General features: G+C 35.1%; 27 protein-coding genes. 16 read left to right on the top strand and 11 right to left on the bottom strand.

From position 1 onward, the window contains the following. Positions 1 to 34 precede the first annotated feature (34 nt). Positions 35 to 1057, top strand: coding sequence for a DUF4272 domain-containing protein (locus JHT90_RS10040; RefSeq protein WP_201090643.1), 1023 nt, complete (start codon positions 35 to 37; stop codon positions 1055 to 1057). Positions 1058 to 1127: 70 nt separating this feature from the next. Here JHT90_RS10040 and lysC read toward each other — a convergent pair whose 3' ends face one another. The 8 genes from lysC to JHT90_RS10000 all read right to left on the bottom strand — a co-directional run bounded on the left by lysC (position 1128) and on the right by JHT90_RS10000 (position 5054). Next, entirely contained in the window at positions 1128 to 1364 is a 237-nt protein-coding gene (lysC, locus tag JHT90_RS10035) for an Rz1-like lysis system protein LysC (RefSeq protein ID WP_201090642.1), read from the bottom strand. Then, the gene (locus JHT90_RS10030) at positions 1351 to 1701 is read right to left on the bottom strand and encodes a hypothetical protein (protein ID WP_201090641.1); all 351 of its coding nucleotides are present in this window, start codon (positions 1699 to 1701) and stop codon (positions 1351 to 1353) included. The genes lysC and JHT90_RS10030 overlap by 14 nt, the downstream gene beginning before the upstream one ends. Positions 1702 to 1841: 140 nt before the next feature. Next, positions 1842 to 2201 carry a DUF1353 domain-containing protein gene (locus JHT90_RS10025; protein ID WP_201090640.1) on the bottom strand — a complete coding sequence of 120 codons (360 nt, stop codon included), beginning with the start codon at positions 2199 to 2201 and terminating at the stop codon, positions 1842 to 1844. 359 nt (positions 2202 to 2560) lie between these two features. Further along, entirely contained in the window at positions 2561 to 3298 is a 738-nt protein-coding gene (locus JHT90_RS10020; protein ID WP_201090639.1) for a hypothetical protein, read from the bottom strand. Positions 3299 to 3398: 100 nt separating this feature from the next. Then, positions 3399 to 3818 carry a structural protein gene (locus tag JHT90_RS10015; RefSeq protein WP_201090638.1) on the bottom strand — a complete coding sequence of 140 codons (420 nt, stop codon included), beginning with the start codon at positions 3816 to 3818 and terminating at the stop codon, positions 3399 to 3401. Continuing rightward, on the bottom strand, positions 3815 to 4135 hold the full coding sequence (locus tag JHT90_RS10010) for a phage holin, lambda family (RefSeq protein WP_201090637.1): 321 nt from the start codon (positions 4133 to 4135) through the stop codon (positions 3815 to 3817). The genes JHT90_RS10015 and JHT90_RS10010 overlap by 4 nt, the downstream gene beginning before the upstream one ends. After that, positions 4083 to 4271, bottom strand: coding sequence for a Com family DNA-binding transcriptional regulator (locus JHT90_RS10005; RefSeq protein WP_201090636.1), 189 nt, complete (start codon positions 4269 to 4271; stop codon positions 4083 to 4085). Before JHT90_RS10005 ends, JHT90_RS10010 begins: the two co-directional genes overlap by 53 nt. A 123-nt stretch (positions 4272 to 4394) precedes the next feature. After that, positions 4395 to 5054 carry a hypothetical protein gene (locus JHT90_RS10000; RefSeq protein ID WP_201090635.1) on the bottom strand — a complete coding sequence of 220 codons (660 nt, stop codon included), beginning with the start codon at positions 5052 to 5054 and terminating at the stop codon, positions 4395 to 4397. Between the two features lie 414 nt (positions 5055 to 5468). On the opposite strand from JHT90_RS10000, the gene JHT90_RS09995 reads away from it, so the two are divergent. The 4 genes from JHT90_RS09995 (at position 5469) to JHT90_RS09980 (ending at position 7585) form a co-directional block, all read left to right on the top strand. Further along, entirely contained in the window at positions 5469 to 5882 is a 414-nt protein-coding gene (locus JHT90_RS09995; protein ID WP_201090634.1) for a hypothetical protein, read from the top strand. Positions 5883 to 6087: 205 nt separating this feature from the next. After that, a complete protein-coding gene (locus JHT90_RS09990) occupies positions 6088 to 6855 on the top strand; it encodes an XRE family transcriptional regulator (protein ID WP_201095832.1) in 768 nt (255 codons plus the stop codon). A 98-nt stretch (positions 6856 to 6953) separates the two neighbouring features. Continuing rightward, a complete protein-coding gene (locus JHT90_RS09985; protein WP_201090633.1) occupies positions 6954 to 7277 on the top strand; it encodes a hypothetical protein in 324 nt (107 codons plus the stop codon). A gap of 116 nt (positions 7278 to 7393) precedes the next feature. Next, a complete protein-coding gene (locus tag JHT90_RS09980) occupies positions 7394 to 7585 on the top strand; it encodes a hypothetical protein (RefSeq protein WP_201090632.1) in 192 nt (63 codons plus the stop codon). Between the two features lie 107 nt (positions 7586 to 7692). Here JHT90_RS09980 and JHT90_RS09975 read toward each other — a convergent pair whose 3' ends face one another. Beyond that, entirely contained in the window at positions 7693 to 8316 is a 624-nt protein-coding gene (locus JHT90_RS09975) for a tetratricopeptide repeat protein (protein WP_201090631.1), read from the bottom strand. 288 nt (positions 8317 to 8604) lie between these two features. Between JHT90_RS09975 and JHT90_RS09970 the strand changes: the two genes are divergently transcribed. The 5 genes from JHT90_RS09970 (at position 8605) to JHT90_RS09950 (ending at position 11115) form a co-directional block, all read left to right on the top strand. Continuing rightward, on the top strand, positions 8605 to 9354 hold the full coding sequence (locus JHT90_RS09970; protein ID WP_201090630.1) for a DnaT-like ssDNA-binding domain-containing protein: 750 nt from the start codon (positions 8605 to 8607) through the stop codon (positions 9352 to 9354). Then, positions 9278 to 9967 carry a replication protein P gene (locus JHT90_RS09965; protein ID WP_201090629.1) on the top strand — a complete coding sequence of 230 codons (690 nt, stop codon included), beginning with the start codon at positions 9278 to 9280 and terminating at the stop codon, positions 9965 to 9967. Before JHT90_RS09970 ends, JHT90_RS09965 begins: the two co-directional genes overlap by 77 nt. A 38-nt stretch (positions 9968 to 10005) precedes the next feature. Beyond that, on the top strand, positions 10006 to 10350 hold the full coding sequence (locus JHT90_RS09960) for a Mor transcription activator family protein (protein WP_201090628.1): 345 nt from the start codon (positions 10006 to 10008) through the stop codon (positions 10348 to 10350). A 17-nt stretch (positions 10351 to 10367) separates the two neighbouring features. Beyond that, positions 10368 to 10616: a hypothetical protein gene (locus tag JHT90_RS09955; protein WP_201090627.1), complete on the top strand. Its 249-nt coding sequence runs from the start codon at positions 10368 to 10370 to the stop codon at positions 10614 to 10616. 136 nt (positions 10617 to 10752) lie between these two features. After that, complete coding sequence (locus JHT90_RS09950) at positions 10753 to 11115, top strand: hypothetical protein (protein ID WP_201090626.1); 363 nt, start codon at positions 10753 to 10755, stop codon at positions 11113 to 11115. Between the two features lie 64 nt (positions 11116 to 11179). Here the strand turns inward: JHT90_RS09950 and JHT90_RS09945 are convergent, their stop codons facing one another. After that, positions 11180 to 11482 carry a YceK/YidQ family lipoprotein gene (locus JHT90_RS09945; protein ID WP_201090625.1) on the bottom strand — a complete coding sequence of 101 codons (303 nt, stop codon included), beginning with the start codon at positions 11480 to 11482 and terminating at the stop codon, positions 11180 to 11182. 189 nt (positions 11483 to 11671) lie between these two features. Between JHT90_RS09945 and JHT90_RS09940 the strand changes: the two genes are divergently transcribed. From JHT90_RS09940 to JHT90_RS09930, 3 genes are read left to right on the top strand one after another with little or no spacing between them, the layout of a single operon-like run. Continuing rightward, the gene (locus JHT90_RS09940; RefSeq protein ID WP_201090624.1) at positions 11672 to 12517 is read left to right on the top strand and encodes a toxin-antitoxin system YwqK family antitoxin; all 846 of its coding nucleotides are present in this window, start codon (positions 11672 to 11674) and stop codon (positions 12515 to 12517) included. 43 nt (positions 12518 to 12560) lie between these two features. Continuing rightward, positions 12561 to 13427: a pilin gene (locus JHT90_RS09935; protein ID WP_201090623.1), complete on the top strand. Its 867-nt coding sequence runs from the start codon at positions 12561 to 12563 to the stop codon at positions 13425 to 13427. Between the two features lie 11 nt (positions 13428 to 13438). Next, complete coding sequence (locus tag JHT90_RS09930) at positions 13439 to 14284, top strand: hypothetical protein (RefSeq protein ID WP_201090622.1); 846 nt, start codon at positions 13439 to 13441, stop codon at positions 14282 to 14284. An 86-nt stretch (positions 14285 to 14370) separates the two neighbouring features. On the opposite strand, the gene JHT90_RS09925 is transcribed toward JHT90_RS09930, so the two are convergent. Further along, complete coding sequence (locus JHT90_RS09925; protein WP_201090621.1) at positions 14371 to 15012, bottom strand: toxin-antitoxin system YwqK family antitoxin; 642 nt, start codon at positions 15010 to 15012, stop codon at positions 14371 to 14373. Between the two features lie 137 nt (positions 15013 to 15149). On the opposite strand from JHT90_RS09925, the gene JHT90_RS09920 reads away from it, so the two are divergent. The 3 genes from JHT90_RS09920 to JHT90_RS09910 all read left to right on the top strand — a co-directional run bounded on the left by JHT90_RS09920 (position 15150) and on the right by JHT90_RS09910 (position 16920). Beyond that, positions 15150 to 15785, top strand: coding sequence for a toxin-antitoxin system YwqK family antitoxin (locus JHT90_RS09920; protein WP_201090620.1), 636 nt, complete (start codon positions 15150 to 15152; stop codon positions 15783 to 15785). A gap of 218 nt (positions 15786 to 16003) precedes the next feature. Further along, positions 16004 to 16375: a hypothetical protein gene (locus JHT90_RS09915; protein ID WP_201090619.1), complete on the top strand. Its 372-nt coding sequence runs from the start codon at positions 16004 to 16006 to the stop codon at positions 16373 to 16375. Positions 16376 to 16455: 80 nt separating this feature from the next. After that, complete coding sequence (locus JHT90_RS09910) at positions 16456 to 16920, top strand: DUF3592 domain-containing protein (RefSeq protein WP_201090618.1); 465 nt, start codon at positions 16456 to 16458, stop codon at positions 16918 to 16920. Positions 16921 to 16937: the final 17 nt, after the last annotated feature.

Raw genomic sequence — 16937 nt, 5'->3', positions numbered from 1 at the left:
GTTAAATGGTTGGATTAGTATAACGAGGTGTGTGATGTCAATTTTGGTCAATGCTTATTCTACAGTAACTAATCCGCCAGCTATTCATTTTCCGTGCGAGCGCTTACATCAACGAGGGTTAGATGATGCTGAGTTGCTGGAACATCTTAATGGTTTTGTAGGTTATGTGATGAATGCAGGGGATGGGCAAATGAATGCGCGTCGTTATGCGTTGTATCGTCATATTCAACGGGTTAAGCATCAGTTTAGTTTTGAGATTGAAAAAGATAAGCTGAATGAGTTTGCAGCATGGGGTTGGCAGGCAAATGTGATTGTGTTTATGGCTGATGGAACTCTCCGTAATCCTAATGGGGCAGTTTTACAGTATGCTGATGGTAATATTGATTTAGATGCAGATGTCCCTTATCCAGCAGAAGCATTGCAACGTAAAGCAAGATCTGAGCAGTATTTGCAAACATTGGGACTGAGTACACCTATTAGTTTGCCGCCAGTGGTGGCTGAGTCTGAGGTGGTATTAAGAGCGCCAGATGAAGTAGCTAAACGAGCTTTGGCGGTGATGTTGACGTCTATTCAAGCAGAAAGTTTTAGGGATGATGAAGCTATTGATCCTGCGGAGTTTACTGAGCGTTGCCCTCTGGGTGTAGCTGCTTTATCTGCGAATGAACGTGATTTTATTGAGAGTAAGCAGCCCACAGAACAAGATATAGTGAATATGTCTTGGCGTTATGAGGCTTTGTTGCCTTTACAATGGGCGATAAACTGGCAAGCAGAGTTGCCTTTTGCTGATACTATTTGTGATGTTTCATCATTGGTTGAAAAAGGTATGCAATATAGTGAGCAGGGAATTACTACGGTTACCTTGAGGTCAACCAGTGAGTTGTTGGATGCTTTAGATTTACATTATCGTTTGCATTGGATAGCAAGGAATTTTCGCATTAAGGAAAAACAACCACCTGCTTCTATTTTGGAGGGTGTTATTCAAGAACGCCACCATACTTTAAATTGGTTAACATGTTTTGAAAATGCTGATTGGGATGATGTTGATACACCTACTTGATAGTATTTAGTTGGCTGTTTGGGAAGTTATTCTCTGCGTATATTGTTGTTACCGTTTAGTATTAAATGGGTTAGTCTATTTTCTCTTGTTGGCTAGGTGAGTTGTTGTTTTGCCAGTTGATAAGTGCATCCGTTTGATCTGCACAGAGTGCAAGGTTTTTGCTGATTAATAAAGCGCATTCATAAAGTTCGCCATTGGTTGTTGGTTGACAGTCTTTAATGGAAAGGCGTTGACAAGCTGTAATCAGTGGTGGAGTAAGCTTTATAATTTGAGTCTTGGTGATGATTTGTTTATCAGTACAGGCCATCAGGAATAGGCTGGTTAGCCCAATTATAAATAGTTTTATCTTCATGTTGTTGCCTTTTGAACTGTTGTGTTAGTTGGTTTGCTTGTTGCTGAGTGGCGAGACGTTTTTGTTCTAAGTCGTTAATGTAATTTCTGTTTTGTTGGGCCTGTTTTTCTAGTAAATCAATAGTGCCATTGAGGTTTTTATTGATGTGCAGTAGTTGGTTTATTTGTTGTTCTGCTTGGCTCAGTTCGCTGCGTATTTTATCACGCTGATTTTTGACGGTGGATGTATGGATGATTAATAGCAGCAGGATAATAATTAAACCAATAATGGGGTAGTTGAGTAGTTTTTGCATTGGTTGCTCCTAGCGGTTATTGGCTAGTACTTGGTTATCGAGTAACTCAGGTTGTTATTATCACTAAAATAAGCGGTTGTTTATTGTGGCTTGAGCAACAATAATGCCTGTGGTTACTTATTGTTAACAATAAGTAGCTTTTAGTCTTGCCAACTGCCTTTGCCTCCAATGCGCACAGCAAAGTACATGCTATTAGCTAGTAGGTAGTTAGTGCCACATTCTCTGAGTGCATCATAAAAAATTTTATCAGCTTGTTTTCTGCCAAAACGATGAGTTAGGTGGTTGTAAATGTAGTCATGGATGACTGCAGGGCGACGTGTTCCTGGTGTGCTTGGATTAACAATGCGCCAAGCAATACGTGGAATACTTGCTAGATCGGTTGTAAAACCACTGGGTACATTAATAAGACCATATTTGGGGTGGTCATAGGTTAGTGGTTCGGCTAGTTGCCATGTGCCATTTGGAATTACTTTAAGAATTAGGTCGTTTAAAAAAGGCATTAGGTTTACCTCTAAGTTAAGTATGAAATAATGGGTATGATGGTTAGCTTAATAGGAGCGATAGGGATTTGATTGTTGCTGTGGCAAGAAAAAATGTGGTTTAAAAAGGGGTATGGTTAGACAGCGATTGCAAAAAGCGTTTTTTGCAGATGTTTTATCATTTCTATGCTAAAGGCTGGCGCTTGTTGGTTGTAAATAATATTTATGTGGAATGGGTGTTGAGTTAAAGCTATATTTTCATAGCAATAAATTTGTTTTTTGTTTGAGGTGTTTTAATGCCTGTTGCTGAGGGATAAAAAAAGGCTAACCATTGTTAGCCTTAAAAATTAATCGTAATTTTTATTAATAGTAGGTTATGGTTATTTCATAAATAAGTTAACTCTAAAACCACTTCCTACATATTTCCATGACTCTTTGCCTTTTTGGTTAAAGTATTCTTCTGAGTCTGTTTGAGGATTACCCATTCGATCAAAGCTAAATGCTACAGGATGATCTCCCATTGCAAATACAGCGTGCTCTACTGATGGCATATTGCCAATGTATTGCCAACCATATTCTCCTAATGCATCTAGTTCTTCTTGTAAACGTGGATCAATATCTGGATGTACTGGGCTTACGAATTGTGTAACTGGGCCATTGGCATAACCAAAGATGGGACGCTCACGATATTCTGCAATAAACTGCCAACCTTGTTGGCCATGTACTTCAAATGCTTGACGAATGCCATCTTCAGGGATTTCTTCAAGGTTTAAAGTGCTATAGCTTACCGCAGAGCCATCGTAACCAATATAAGCAAAAATAGCATTTCTATTAACTGAACCTAAGAATAGTAAGAATTGACTACCTAGTTCGTTAAATTTATTGATTAGACCAATCGTACTTAATTCGTGTACTTGGTATTCAATAACACGCCCTACATAGTTAAAGGTAATAACGCCACTATTTTCTTCGTAGTTGTAGAATGCCCAACCATCTGCACCATATTCGTTCATGATGGTTTGTAAGGTGGCTGTGTTATTTATTTCCGTAGTTCTTAGTTCACGTCTACGGCTTTGATAGATTTTAGGACCGTTAATTAAGTCTTCTCTTGTAAACATTTAAATCTCCATATTTTTTTAAGTTTAAGAAGACTATCGAGTAGTTCTGGTGTAATTATAAAAGTAGTTAGGTTGTTTTTCTTTTTGCTCCAGCAAAAAATTAGTTTTTTGCTAGTTCAATAGCTCGCTCAATAAGCTCTGTGCTGTAGTAATGGTAATAGAGATTACCATTTTCTACAGCGGTAATCGCCCTCACTAATTCTATTAGTACAGAGTTGCTGAGGGTTATAGTTTGTGTTGGTAATACGCCTAAGGTATTGCAAACACGCATAATATAACCTTGCGTGTTGTTTTCATTGGGTGGGGCGTAGCGATGGATGATTGATTCCACTGTATTTAATCCGTATTTATCTCGATAGGTGAACATAATCTTCACCATCGCACGCAGCCCATGAATTGAGTCTTTAAACTGACAGAATGATTTGTCAGTACGTTTGTCTTGGGGAACAAGCCCTTGCCAGTTGCTACCCCAACGAATATTGCCAGGGTTGTTGTTTCTAATACCTCTAGGTAGGCTCATTGATCATCCATCCTTTTATTAATCGTTTTTAAAATAAAATTTCTGAGCGCTGTAACACCAATAAAGCCAATGGCTCCGCCAATGGTGATAGCAGCACTATCTGGAAGGCTAAATATTTCAATTAAACTAGTTATGCATAGTGATAAGGCACCACATATAAGAGATTCCAACATTACTCTGGTAGGTTTTGTATTTTTATCATCATAAATAACACGCAGCATAGCGATGATTGAGGCCATAATTGCTCCTTGTACTGTAGTGCTTTCAATTATGGCTATGTAAAGTATCTGTAAGAATGATGGGTCTTTGTTTGGCATGTTGTGTTTCCTGTTTAGTAGATTGGGTGTAATAGTTGATTTGTTTACAACGATTACACTTGATTTCTACTTCTGAATAATCACTAATTTTAGCGAGTAGTTTTTGGCACTTTTTACAACGAAATTCTTTTAGCATGGTTTGCTCCCAAGACTTTAGAAGTTGTTTTAGAAAGTTATTATGCTAGTAGATGAGGGAAAATTCTTTTTGTTTGAGCATAAAAAAAGGCACATTGTTATGTGCCTTTGTTGCGTCTATTTATTATCTTTTTGTGCTGGGTAAAGTAGCTCGTGGAGAAGAATGCGAACCTGAGCCGCGATTAGCTGGCCTGCTTATATTGCTGTTGTTGCGAGGTCTTGTTGGAGTCATATTATTTTTTTGCCCAAAGGAAATAGAGGGCAATGTAATATTTTGGTTTTTATGAGGTGGGCGTTGGTGGTTATGATGATTTGGTGGTCGTGGGCGATGATATTTATTACTATAATAATAGTTAGGATAGTAGTTATAATTATTACGATAATAATTGTAGCCATAACTATAACCATAGTTATAACCAGTACTGTAGGTATTACTTACTTGGTTTGAATTAGGTACAACATTGTAATTATAGTTATAATTATTGACTGAAGTAGTACTAGTTGTTTGTTTAGGTGCTTGGGCTTCTGCAATAGCTTTTTGTTGCGCAATTAATTTTTCTTCCTCTGAAAGTTCAGAGTGGCAGCGTGTCACTTTTTCATTATTATTATTTAAGTATTCGGTACAAAAACCAAAGCCTGTATCTTTTGTTTGTACATGAATAACTTTTTCATTACTGTTGCCACAACCATCTTCTGTATTAGTATAGCAAGGGCTGCTATAAGCCATGCTGATGGGCATAGCAATAAGGGCAATAGTAGCGGTTAATTTTTGTAATGTATTCATTTTATTTACCCCCAATAAATGGGTTGTACATGACATTTTGAGTTTAAAGTATTTTGCTAAGATAATAAATACTACAATTAAAAAAACAAACAAATGTTTTATCTAATTATGTTCAATCTACTATTTTGTAGATTTACTCCTATTTAAATCATAAAAGGGCTGTTTAAATTTGCTTTTAAGATTTTTTAGGGCGAAAATCACCACTGATTGAGCTTTTTGCTAAGTGAATTAGTGTTCGCTGTAGCTTTATTCACTTATAAGTTTGAAGTAGTGGAGTAGCAATACATATACAGAAATATATTTTTATTAGCTAATAAATAACTATCTTCAGTAAAAGTGCTCTAATTTGAAAGATTTATTGTAGTTTTCAGTGTATGATATTAATAAGTTTAAAGTTACGGAAATAAATATAACGTGAAGAAATATCTTTATTCAACGGCATATTTTGTAGTTGTTGGCTTATTGTTTGCTACTTTATTAATTATGGTGCCTGTACAGATAATGGCTTTTGCACAAGGTGACAAAGGTTTTGTAAGTATATTGCAAAGTATTATTATTTTCCCATTTATTGCAGCTGTAGCAGGCAGTCTATTAGCGGGTATTCCTGTTGTATTAACAGGTTTTTCAATGGCTTACTTTAATCGTCTTTCCATGCCAATTTTTATAATTGCCACTGTATTGGTAGGCATTGTGTTAGAGTTTATTTACTGTCAATTATTATCTGTTAAAGCTGATTATATTCCTATTATTTTAACTGTAACAGCTGTTACTACATTATTTTTATGTTTTAGTTGGCGCTTATGGATAGATCCTAAAATTAGTGACTGATATATTAAAAACACACCTATCACCTATAAAATAAAAATAGATATACCTAATTAATAGGTTAAATTATCAGTATGCTTATGAAAATGCGTGACATTTGGCAATAGATATACTAATATAATATGGAATTCTGACTATTTTACCTATAAAATAGCTATGGTTATATTTCACCTAGTGGTATTCCTACTTAAAATAGGAAAAGGTTATGATGCAACTTAAAGATCGTATTAAACAAGCACGTAAACACGCCAAGTTAAGCCAAAAGGAATTAGCTGATAAAATTGGTATTACACAGCCTTCACTTTCTGAGCTAGAAACAGGAAAGTCACAATCCACATCTTATATTGCTTCCATCGCGAGAGCTTGTGGGGTAGACGCTTTTTGGCTTGAATCTGGTCAAGATAAGATGGTTAACCCTTCTACCATGGTAAAGACGGCGGAGAGTCAAGGACGTTATCATCATAATAACCAAGAAGAAAATACTACTGATCCCCAATTATTGACTCATCCAGAAATGTTACCTATTGAAGCGTGGGATGATAATACACCGCTTGATGATGATGAAACAGAAGTTCCATTTCTAAAAGAGGTAGAGCTTGCTGCAGGATCAGGTAAGTTTGCGATTACAGAAAGTCATACCAGAACTAAATTACGATTTGGTAAAAGTACACTTCGCAATAAAGGTATTAATCCTAATAAAATAGTTTGTGTAACAGTAAAAGGTAACAGTATGGAACCTGTTATCTTGGATGGCTCTACTGTAGGTGTTGATACAGAAAATACAGCAATTGTAGATGGTAAAATTTATGCAATCGCTATTGATGATGAACTGCTAAGGGTTAAATTACTTTATCGATTAGCTAACGGCCATGTGCGTGTTCGTTCTTATAATCGTGACGAATATGAGGATGAAACCTATGATCTTAAAGATATTAAAGTAATAGGCCGTGTCTTCTGGTATTCAGTGCTGCTATAGACATAAAATAACGCTTATTAAATATAGGTATACCTATTTACTTTGATAGGCATTCCTTATATAATTACTCTCAATGGTTTCATTGGGAGTAAATCACTATGCTAAATGGACAAATAAGCTATGATTTAGCTTTGCCATCTAACAATACACTAGATAACTATATTACTGAACAGGTGAAGCAGCTGCTAACAACCTGTAGTTGCCCGTTAGTTGCTGGTAAAGATTATGAATTAGAAGTTGCGGCACAAGCAGTAAATGGCTTAATAAATGAGTATGAAACTGCAGATGTTTATCTTTATGCGGCGATTGAGCGTCAAGACTGGCAGGAAGTAACAAGACTTTATCAAATGGTTTTTCGTCCTAGTATTTACCAAGTGGCTTATCAAGCTGTGATCAATATAATGCAATTTAATAAATATTAGTACCTAACAATAATCTAATAAAATATTAGCTAAGATCAGTTTTATTAATAGACAGAAGAATTATAATCACAACATAACAGTTTAAAATAATCAAAAATATTTAAAGGGCAATTATCATGGCAGAAGTAACTATAAGAATTATTGATAATGATAATGGTAATGTTAGTCTTATTATGGAAGCAATACCACCTTTACAAGGTAGTGATAAAGATTCGTTTACTGAGGCTCAACAATTGGGTGTAGCATTTATGGAACGCATTGTTAAGCAAGGTGTTAATAACTTTATTAAATCAACTGATGATGAATGATACTGCACGTATTCCATAAGTTGCTATCTTCAGAACAGTATAATTAATTTAATAATATAACCTTAAAATATTTTATTGTTTATTATTAACATAATAATTTTCAATGTTTAAGGTGCATTCAACGCTAGCATAGCTTGTTCGTGCTGGTTATCGGCAGCTTTTTGTAGCCATTTTATTGCCTTCTCTTGATCCCTAGCAACACCTTGACCATTCTGATACATAAGACCAACATAATATTGAGCTATAGGATTATCACGTTTTGCTGCTTCTAAAAACCATTGAAAAGCTTCCTTATCATTTTGTTTAACACCTATCCCTTGCAAATAAAAATAGCCTACATAATATTGTGCTTCTTTATGATTCTGTTTTGCCGCTTTACAATACCAATAAAATGCTTTTTTATAGTTAATCTCAGTGCCTAAACCATTTAAATAAAAATCGCCTACGTTGTATTGGGCAGAGACATAGCCTTGTTGTGCGGCTTTTAAAAAATAAGCTAATGCTTGCTCATAATCTTGTTCAATGTAAAGCCCTTTTTGATAATACATAGCTACCATTGCTTGGGCAATAGCATTATTTTTATCAGCAGCTTGTAAGAAATATTGAAAGGCTTCAGGATAGTTTTTAGCTAAATAAGCTTTTTTGCCTTCGGCTAATAGATGAGTAATATTATTAGCTGCAAAGCTTATAGAGGAAAAACTAAGTAGCAAGATGGTTAACCAGTTTTTCATTATTAATCATCCCTTATTAAGGATCTAGGGAAGTATTTTAACATTAATGTCACAAAATAAAATGCTTTTATAACTATAAAAAAAGGGTTGCATATCTGTTTACCTATAATTATAATATAGGTATTCCGATTTAAAAGAATATTTTAAATCTTATTTTAATCAATATCTCGTTTGTATATCAATCCATAAGGGTTGCGAATTCGTTTGCTTTGTTTACCTATATTTTATATAGGTAAAGGAGTGAAAATTAAATAAATTATAGGAAAGTTAATAATTAAGAGGTGTTAAATGGCAAATCAATGGTTAAGACTCTGGCATGATATGCCCAATGATCCTAAATGGCGTACTGTTAGTAAGGTCTCGAAACAGCCAATTGCTACTGTTATGGCAACCTATATTCATTTATTGGTAGCGGCTTCTTTATCAGAAGAAAGAGGGACTGTACAAATAAATGAAGAAGATTTAGCCAGTGCTTTAGATATAAAACCAGAGGAGATAAAAGCTATTCTCAGTGCGATGCAAGGAAGGCTATTAAAAGGTAATAAGCTAATAGGTTGGGGTAAGCGTCAACCATTAAAGGAAGATGGTTCAGCGGAGCGAGCAAAAGCATGGCGAGAAGGGAGAAAAAAACAATCAGCAACACAAACGAACGCCACTGAACTACAAGATAAAGATACAGATAAAGAAAAAGATACAGAAATAAATACTCTCTCTAAGGCTAATTTAGAAAAACCATCTGCGCAAACTTTTGCGATGTTTGATAGCTGGCAACCTACTGATGATTTTTCTAATTACTTAATAAAACTGGGGATAACCCTTGAGCAACAACAAATTCCCCAAACAGTTCTGCAAGAATTTGTCTGCTTTTGGTGTACTAAACCTACCATTAAAAAAACGCAACAACAGTGGTACCACGCTTTAGCCCAATCTTATCAATATGCCTTAAACCGAGAAAAGTATTATGGAAAAACTAAGCGATCTGCTCAACAAGCCACTGCCAGCATCAGCACCACAGCCAACGACCTTAGTTGGCTATGAAAGTAAAACTTTAGAGAACCAACAAGCGATGATAAATGTTAATACAGTCTTTACTACCATAAGAGCTACTTATCCTGCGTGGTATGAGAAATATTATCGTGATCAGAAAAGTGAGCAGGTAGCGAAACGTATTTGGTTAACGGGTATTAAGGAGTTAACCACTCAGCAAGTGAATAATGGTTTACATCGCATGGTATTGGAGTGTGAATTTCCACCCAAATTAAAGGAGTTTATGCAGCTCAGTAAACGAGTAGATGGACTAGCTTGTTTAGATGTGGCATGGGGTGAAGCATTAATAGGTCGTTATAGTCATTCAGTTATCAAAGCAGCAGCAGAGTTAACAGGTCTTTTTGAATTAAAACAAGCGAGTTATGACAATCTCTCGTTAAAAAAACGGTTTGAATATTACTTTATTCAAGTAACTGAAAACTTTACCAAAGGTAATCCACTGAAAGCGGTGGAGAAAAATTTAAATAACACAACTGATTGTATTCTTAAAGCAGTGGAGCAACAGTTAGAGGATAGAGTTAAACAACGGATTAAGCAGCAAGGTATTAATGAACAGAATGCAAGAGCAACTTGTTTAGCATTACTAGGTATTAAGCGTCACTAGTACAAGCATATTGAATGAATAAAAGGAGAAGCATAACAATGGCATCCATTCAAGCACAGCGTAAAAATGAACTTTTTAGTGAGCTAGCCGAAAATATCAAATTCGAATTGATGAAAACAGGATTGGCTGAAAATGAAGCTGGACAAAAAGCTGAAGAGATTACTTTTAACCTTTATGAAAATTGGCGAGGACTTTCGATTGTTTTTCCAATGAATCCACAGCGCTATATGGAAAAGTTAAAAACTAAGATTTTAGCGGAGTTTAATGGTCGTAATAGCACCGAAATAGTACGTAAATATAAAATCTCTGAAAATATTTTATACCGTTGGAACAGAGAGCATTTACGCAATAAGCAACAACAAACAGATACCACTAATAACTAACAAAGAGGTGATATAAAATGTCTAAACGTTGTGATACTGATTGGTTCCGAGTGATTTGTGATTTAAATAAATTCAATCTTTCCCTGCAAGCTATATCTAATATAATCCAAGTACCCAAGCCTACCATTGTAGGCTGGAAACAAGGTGCAGAGCCAAAGCACGGTGATGGCGAAAAGTTGGTGAAGTTGTGGTGTAGCGTAACGGGTGGTTCACGGACTGATCTACCAGGAATTAGTAAAGATGCTTGGTGGAGCTACCATTTTTGATTGAGTATATTTTTGTTGAAGCAAGCATATATTTCGTTGTGTATTGTTTATGATACTAGGACTTAGTAATGGTTGTACTAAGTAAATTTTCAATTAATTGAGTTCCATGAGTACCTTATGATAATGGGATATTATTATGAGTTATACAGCAGAAGAAGTACAAGCTATAAAAGCTGTTATCACTGTAATTTGGTCAGATACAGTGGCAAAAAAAATAAATGTTAACGATGATGTAGTCTATGTAGTAAATAAAGTTTTACAGGCTATAGAGAATTGTTCTAAACAAATTGAGGAATTATTTTCTACCTTAAACTCTACTGTTGGAGGATTAACAGCTTTTTCTAAACATTGGTTATTAAAATTGGCTAGCGAAATTTCACAAGCAATAGATATTGCTATGAATGATCCAAATAGTGGTAAGCAAAATACTGCTTGTGTAAACAAAGCAGCCTTAAATTTTAAAAGTGAATTAGAGATGGCCTCACAAGGAATTTTATAATTCTTTGATTAAGAATTTAGTAGCTTAATGTAAATAACACATTAAGCTGCTAAATTTAAATCAATTATTTGTTATAGTAAATCAGTGCATCGATAGGCACCAATAAAGTATCTAAAATTAAAGATAAAGGAAAATCTAATACAGCCAAAGGGGCCAAGGATATCATAACAGTATCTCGGTTAGCACAGTCATCATTCCAAGTACATTGCACCCCTTCATTAATAATTTTGGCATCAGCAGCAATGCCAGAATAAAAGGGTGGTTGGTAGTTACCTGAAGAATAATTAATACCATGGGTAATAGAGCTGGCGCACCCCACAAGTGATAAAACCAGCATTAATAAAAGGCTGTGTAAAAAAATGCGCATAGCATGATCGCTCAGTGTTTAAATTATTTCTTTCATTATCCATTAATTAATTGTCTTTAACAGTATAATCAAAGGTCGCATCCTCTTAAATATAATTTATTCTCGCGCATAAAAAAATAGTGTTATTTATAATATCAGTAAATCAGCTAAACTTACGCAGTGGTAAGTAGTAAGTAAAGGAATGTATCAATGGTGTTATATAAAAAGTATACAAGATTAATCATCTGTTTATGCGTGTTGTTTTGTTCTCTAGTTATGGCGCAAAATAATGATAACAAAGCGTGGCGAGAGTTGACAGCAAAACAAGGATTGGTTATTGCATATTTTAAAAAGAATGGGGAGCGTACTTATGCTCGTTCAGAAAGTATGTATTACCGTGTACTGCTCAAACTAAATAATACAGAAAGCTATCAAGTACAAGATTTTTACACAAAAAATAATGCCAAGCAAATAAGTCCAATTACTTTAACTGATGTCACAGATGCCTATAGTTGGCAACCAAAAAGTATACAGGGCAAAATAACCTATTGGAGAACTGATGGTAGTAAAGAGGCTGAAACAACTTATCAACAAGGGATGTTAGAAGGTACTTATCAAACTTGGTATAGCTCAGGCTCATTGCGTTCAGAAGGCTTTTATAAAGCGGATAAGCTACAAGGGCGCTATACTTTTTGGTATGAAACAGGAGAAAAAGAAGAAGAATTTTTTTATGTGGATGATAACTTACATGGCAGTTATAAAGAATGGTATCGTTCAGGTCAGTTATCTTATGAAGCCAACTATGAGAATGACCATGAGTCTGGCACAGTAAATTTTTGGTATGAGAATGGTCAGCTTAAGGAACAATATATACGTCTTAATGGTGAGATTGAGGGGATATACAAAACCTGGCATGATAATGGACAACTTGCTTCGCAAAAAACCTATAAAGCGGGCAAAATAATAGGCGAGGCAAAAGGCTGGGATAAACAAGGTAATTTGCTTTATACTCATCGTTATAAAAATGGCCATGTATTGTGGCCTCAGAAACTATAAGCAACTAATTAAAATAAACAGAACAAGATAGTGGTAGTGAAATATGGGACTCATTCGATCTCTAATGGTAGTGGCGAGTTGTTTATTGGTAGCTAACAATAGTTGGACAGCTGTTAATCCCCCTACTATACAAGATAAAGGCGACCAGCAGTTTGTAACAGGCTTTGTGCTAGGTAGTGTTGTGGCTTATGCGTTACATAACTATTATAGTTATTATCAACAATGTCCAGAAGATATTCAGGTATTAAACTTACCCGATATGAATTTCTTTGCGGATAGTCCTTTAGAGAAAGTGAGTGTTACTAAACAATGTACCCTGTCTATTCACTATAAAAAAGATGCGACGATTGCAGAAGGCTTACGGGGTAAAACATTAACCATTAAAGAAGCGATGACCTCAGGTAAAGAGCAGCAAAGTTTTACAGGGGAATGTAGTTTTAATGGTGATAGTCGTTATGCACCTGCTAAGGACTGTCAATTAACAGCGAAGCAACAAGCAGCATTGACACCACAAATATTAGCATTAGGCACTTGGTACAGTAAACTGTACAGTGAGCAAGGAGCAGTTCCTAGCCTTAAGGCCCCTATGAATGAGGCAGTAATACTTGCCTATGAGCAAAAACAACAGCTTACCAATTATTATATTAAACATGGTCAATGTCCTAAAAACAACCAAGTATTAGGTATTTTACCTGCTATGGAAATCAAGGGCGCTTTTGTGGAAAGTGTTAGTGTTGAGGGATGCGATATAATTGCAACATTAAAAAAACAAAAAAACCTATTTCCAGAATTACAGGGAAAGTCTTTAATTCTAAGAATGGTACCCACTCAACAACAAGGTATTTTTAACTGGCAATGTGGCTCAGATGCAGCGCTTAAATTTTTACCTAAACAATGTCAATCGTTGTAGGATTTTAATAGATGATTAATAGTCACAAACAATCCATTGTGTGGTTGCTAGGTTTAATAGGGCTTATTACTGCAATAAGCTATCTAACAGTCTATTTAATACCCACCACCTATCACTTAATAACTAATGGTGCATTAGTTAGCTTGTTAGTAATAGGTGTTTTATTGTTATCATTATTTACACGGATACAAAATAGCGAATATGCCTATCCGCGATGGTGTGTATTTATTATTGCCATAATACTGAGTATCTGTTGTCAGCTACTGTTAAAATATTGGGATCCTTTATTTATCGATATAATAGGGCGGCAACGTTATTGGTCAATCATGGCTGAGCCTAGTCGTGTTTATTACCTAACGTGTTGGGCGTTATTGGCGCTTTTATTGTTAATAGCAACCTGTTGGTTATTATTAAGGCTGATGAAACGCTTTGTAGTATTTGGTTTTTATGAGCTGTCGCCATGGGCTATATGGGTTGGTTTTAGTGCTTGGACTATGGGCCTAGATTGCTATCTGACACCCTCCCTCTTAAAAACCTTAAGCTTTGATATGGCGAATCTATTCTCTATTAGCAATGAAAATGGAGTACAGTGGCTATATAGAGGATTAATCGCTGTTTTTATCCTTATTAAAATAGCCATTGCGGTATTTTATCAGGAAAAATGGTTTGAAAAAGTACAACGCTTAGTATGGGTTAGTATAACTATTTGGTTAATTATGCTATTAGCAGATATGGCGCTATTAGCGCTTAGCCATTTTTTTATTAGTTCTATTAGTGCAGTGGGTGTGTTAGTTATTTATTATTTGTTAGTAGCAATGGTAACTGTATTAGTATTGCAGTTATTTTTAAAACAATAAGGGATTGCTAAATTATTAGTTTCGTTAATAACAACAGTAAATAATGGCTAAGCTCTTTAATTAGGATAACTTAGCCATTGGATCCATTATTTGGTAGTAAAATCGTCTTTGCTAAGGTTGATGGGTTTGCCATTGGCATCTACTGCTGAAATAATGCTGCCTTGCACAAAGGTTGCTTTAAAACGTATAGGACCATTTTGCTGCCAAATTCTCCATTCGCCTTCTTCTTTGCCTGCTAAGTATTGTCCCTCAATATATTTACTGCCATCTTCATACCAGAGGTTTGCTTTACCATTGGCTAAATCGTTTTCAAATTGCATTTCTGCCCATTTAGTTCCTTGCTCTGTCCATTCCGTAAATGTGCCTTGACGTTTACCATTGATAAAGTGGCCTGAACCTGCTTTCTGCCCATTTCTATGCCATTGCACAAAAAAACCATCAATACTTAGAGGATCAATAGCAGTAAGATCTTCTTTATTATGAATGATAAAAGGATCTGTTTGTTTAGTATTGGTGTTAACAAAAAAGCTTTGCACTAAATAACCATTGGATTGAATTTTTAACAGCTGGCGGTAGCTGCCTCTAGGTGAGGGTTTGCTGATGTTATTTCCACGCTCATCAAAATAAGCAATAGTGGTATTTTCTACCAGTTGTGGTATTTGAGTACAAGCGGTTATAAGCAACGCAATACAGCCCAAGGCAACAGAGCGAAATAATAGTGTTAGCATAGTAAATTTTCCATTTATTCAGGCTAGTTGACTTATGCTAACAGAAAAAGCCAAGTAAATTAAATAAAGAGTAGGCATGGGTGGGCTAAAATTGGTTATACTTCAGTATAAAATTTAATTGAATGACAGGGTATAGAGTGAAAAACGCTTTATTAGTTATATTATTTTTAGTGAGTATTGTTAGCGTAGCCGCTGAACAGGCTTCCCCAATTAATCAGACTGATTTTGTAGCAGATACTACTTTGCAACAAGGCAGCATTATTGCCTATTACAACAGGGATTGGCAGCAAGTGCCCGCCCATAAAAAAGCATTCTATTATCGTAAATTAATCGCTATTGATGACAAGCAAGGGTATTGGATACAGGATTTTTATAGTGATACCCATACCAAGCAAACAGATCCGATTTTAGTGGTTAATAAAGCTGATATTTTGCATGGCCATATTAAACCCAATAAAGGAGAGGTAGTGGTATGGTTTAAGGATGGCCTTAAAAAAGAGCAAAGCTATTATCAAAATGGTCAAATACAATCCATTATAAGATGGCACAGAAATGGTCAAAAAGGATTGGAGGGCTATTTTCAACAAGGCGAAAGAAACGGCGTTTGGACAGGTTGGTATGAAAATGGTAACAAACGTTGGCAAGGTGGATTTGATAACGGAAAACGGCAAGGCTTATGGACTGTATGGAAAGTTAATGGTGTTAAAGAACGAGAAATGCAATTCCAGCAGGATGAGAAAATAGCCCAGTGGAGTAGTTTTGATGAGGAATAAAGTGGTTCTTAAGTCAGCTATTTTAAAGCAAGTTATTTATTATTAAGCCATTTATTGATGAAGTTTTTTACTCTTATTCAGCTAAATAAATTTATTGAAATATTTTACATGTAATCAATTTACATTTTTACATGTGAAATATATAATTATTCTGTGTTTGACAACAAATATGTTGGTATAGAAATACACAGGAAAAATAGATTTATAAGGAAAGGGTAATGGGATTTATATTCGGTTGTTTGATTATTGCTATTGTTGCAGCCATAGCTAGTGCTATAAATGCTTTAGCTGCTCATTGGGCTGCTGCATTAGCAGAAGCAGAATACCCAGATTATAGTAAGACATTTAAGACTATTTTTTGGGGATATATAGTTTTTTTTCTGATTGTTTTAGTGATAATCAAAACAGGCAATGCACTAAATGGTTTTTTTGGTATGTTGCTTTGGTTGGGTATTATAAGTTGGGTAATGTATAAATTAGTTCAAAAACTAGGAATAGAGGGCAATAAAAATATTGTTATTTTTGTTGGGATGTCTTTCTTTTTTAATATGTTAATTAGTTTTGCTATTAGTTTATTTAATCCTTTTTGATTTAATATAAAATAAGCAAGTTAGATAGTTTCAATGATTGTTTATAGCGCAAGATAAAAAAGTAGGAGTATGCAGATAGGATGAAAGCAAGGGTAAGCCATCTTTTACAAGCGGTTGGTATTTTATTTATGATTATAGCTATGGTGTCATTGTTTATCAGTAAACCAATGCGCTTTTCTAGTTTTGAACAAAGAAAACTGTATGAAAGCACTATTTACCAACAGTTAGAAGAAGCTGGAATAGCCACTAAAGCGGTGGTATCTGCTGTGATTAATGAGTCAGAATTAGCGCGTAATTTATTGGTTAAGTTTTTTACGCAAGAAGGTAAACGAGCAGAAGCCTATATCTTATTAACTAAAATAGCTTACAACGAAGGGGATCTGGTTAATATTGTGTACAACCCAGAAAATACCCAACAAGCTAGAATAGCTCCAAAGGAAGAAATGGAGCTAAATTGGCCGTTGTTTGGTTGGTGTATGGTAATGGGGATTATTTTATTTTGGTTGGGTCATTTTCGCTATAAAGTATCAGGTGGATTGGAATAAAAAATATATTAAGGACA

Source organism: Entomomonas asaccharolytica, from assembly GCF_016653615.1.
Taxonomy (GTDB): Bacteria; Pseudomonadota; Gammaproteobacteria; order Pseudomonadales; family Pseudomonadaceae; genus Entomomonas; species Entomomonas asaccharolytica.
The sequence above is the reverse complement of the archived record's forward strand: the minus strand, read 5'-3'. Positions and strand labels throughout refer to the sequence as shown.

Coding starts and splice junctions, on each gene's coding strand:
- JHT90_RS09915 (WP_201090619.1), top strand. CDS start 16,004: ATGGGATTTATATTCGGTTGTTTGATTATTGCTATTGTTGCAGCCATA.
- JHT90_RS10025 (WP_201090640.1), bottom strand. CDS start 2,201: ATGCCTTTTTTAAACGACCTAATTCTTAAAGTAATTCCAAATGGCACA.
- JHT90_RS10005 (WP_201090636.1), bottom strand. CDS start 4,271: ATGCTAAAAGAATTTCGTTGTAAAAAGTGCCAAAAACTACTCGCTAAA.
- JHT90_RS10020 (WP_201090639.1), bottom strand. CDS start 3,298: ATGTTTACAAGAGAAGACTTAATTAACGGTCCTAAAATCTATCAAAGC.
- JHT90_RS09990 (WP_201095832.1), top strand. CDS start 6,088: ATGCAACTTAAAGATCGTATTAAACAAGCACGTAAACACGCCAAGTTA.
- JHT90_RS09970 (WP_201090630.1), top strand. CDS start 8,605: ATGGCAAATCAATGGTTAAGACTCTGGCATGATATGCCCAATGATCCT.
- JHT90_RS10000 (WP_201090635.1), bottom strand. CDS start 5,054: ATGAATACATTACAAAAATTAACCGCTACTATTGCCCTTATTGCTATG.
- JHT90_RS09965 (WP_201090629.1), top strand. CDS start 9,278: ATGGAAAAACTAAGCGATCTGCTCAACAAGCCACTGCCAGCATCAGCA.
- JHT90_RS09985 (WP_201090633.1), top strand. CDS start 6,954: ATGCTAAATGGACAAATAAGCTATGATTTAGCTTTGCCATCTAACAAT.
- JHT90_RS09935 (WP_201090623.1), top strand. CDS start 12,561: ATGGGACTCATTCGATCTCTAATGGTAGTGGCGAGTTGTTTATTGGTA.
- JHT90_RS09940 (WP_201090624.1), top strand. CDS start 11,672: ATGGTGTTATATAAAAAGTATACAAGATTAATCATCTGTTTATGCGTG.
- JHT90_RS09975 (WP_201090631.1), bottom strand. CDS start 8,316: ATGAAAAACTGGTTAACCATCTTGCTACTTAGTTTTTCCTCTATAAGC.
- JHT90_RS10010 (WP_201090637.1), bottom strand. CDS start 4,135: ATGCCAAACAAAGACCCATCATTCTTACAGATACTTTACATAGCCATA.
- lysC (WP_201090642.1), bottom strand. CDS start 1,364: ATGGCCTGTACTGATAAACAAATCATCACCAAGACTCAAATTATAAAG.
- JHT90_RS09980 (WP_201090632.1), top strand. CDS start 7,394: ATGGCAGAAGTAACTATAAGAATTATTGATAATGATAATGGTAATGTT.
- JHT90_RS10015 (WP_201090638.1), bottom strand. CDS start 3,818: ATGAGCCTACCTAGAGGTATTAGAAACAACAACCCTGGCAATATTCGT.
- JHT90_RS10040 (WP_201090643.1), top strand. CDS start 35: ATGTCAATTTTGGTCAATGCTTATTCTACAGTAACTAATCCGCCAGCT.
- JHT90_RS09945 (WP_201090625.1), bottom strand. CDS start 11,482: ATGCGCATTTTTTTACACAGCCTTTTATTAATGCTGGTTTTATCACTT.
- JHT90_RS09925 (WP_201090621.1), bottom strand. CDS start 15,012: ATGCTAACACTATTATTTCGCTCTGTTGCCTTGGGCTGTATTGCGTTG.
- JHT90_RS09960 (WP_201090628.1), top strand. CDS start 10,006: ATGGCATCCATTCAAGCACAGCGTAAAAATGAACTTTTTAGTGAGCTA.
- JHT90_RS09910 (WP_201090618.1), top strand. CDS start 16,456: ATGAAAGCAAGGGTAAGCCATCTTTTACAAGCGGTTGGTATTTTATTT.
- JHT90_RS10030 (WP_201090641.1), bottom strand. CDS start 1,701: ATGCAAAAACTACTCAACTACCCCATTATTGGTTTAATTATTATCCTG.
- JHT90_RS09930 (WP_201090622.1), top strand. CDS start 13,439: ATGATTAATAGTCACAAACAATCCATTGTGTGGTTGCTAGGTTTAATA.
- JHT90_RS09950 (WP_201090626.1), top strand. CDS start 10,753: ATGAGTTATACAGCAGAAGAAGTACAAGCTATAAAAGCTGTTATCACT.
- JHT90_RS09955 (WP_201090627.1), top strand. CDS start 10,368: ATGTCTAAACGTTGTGATACTGATTGGTTCCGAGTGATTTGTGATTTA.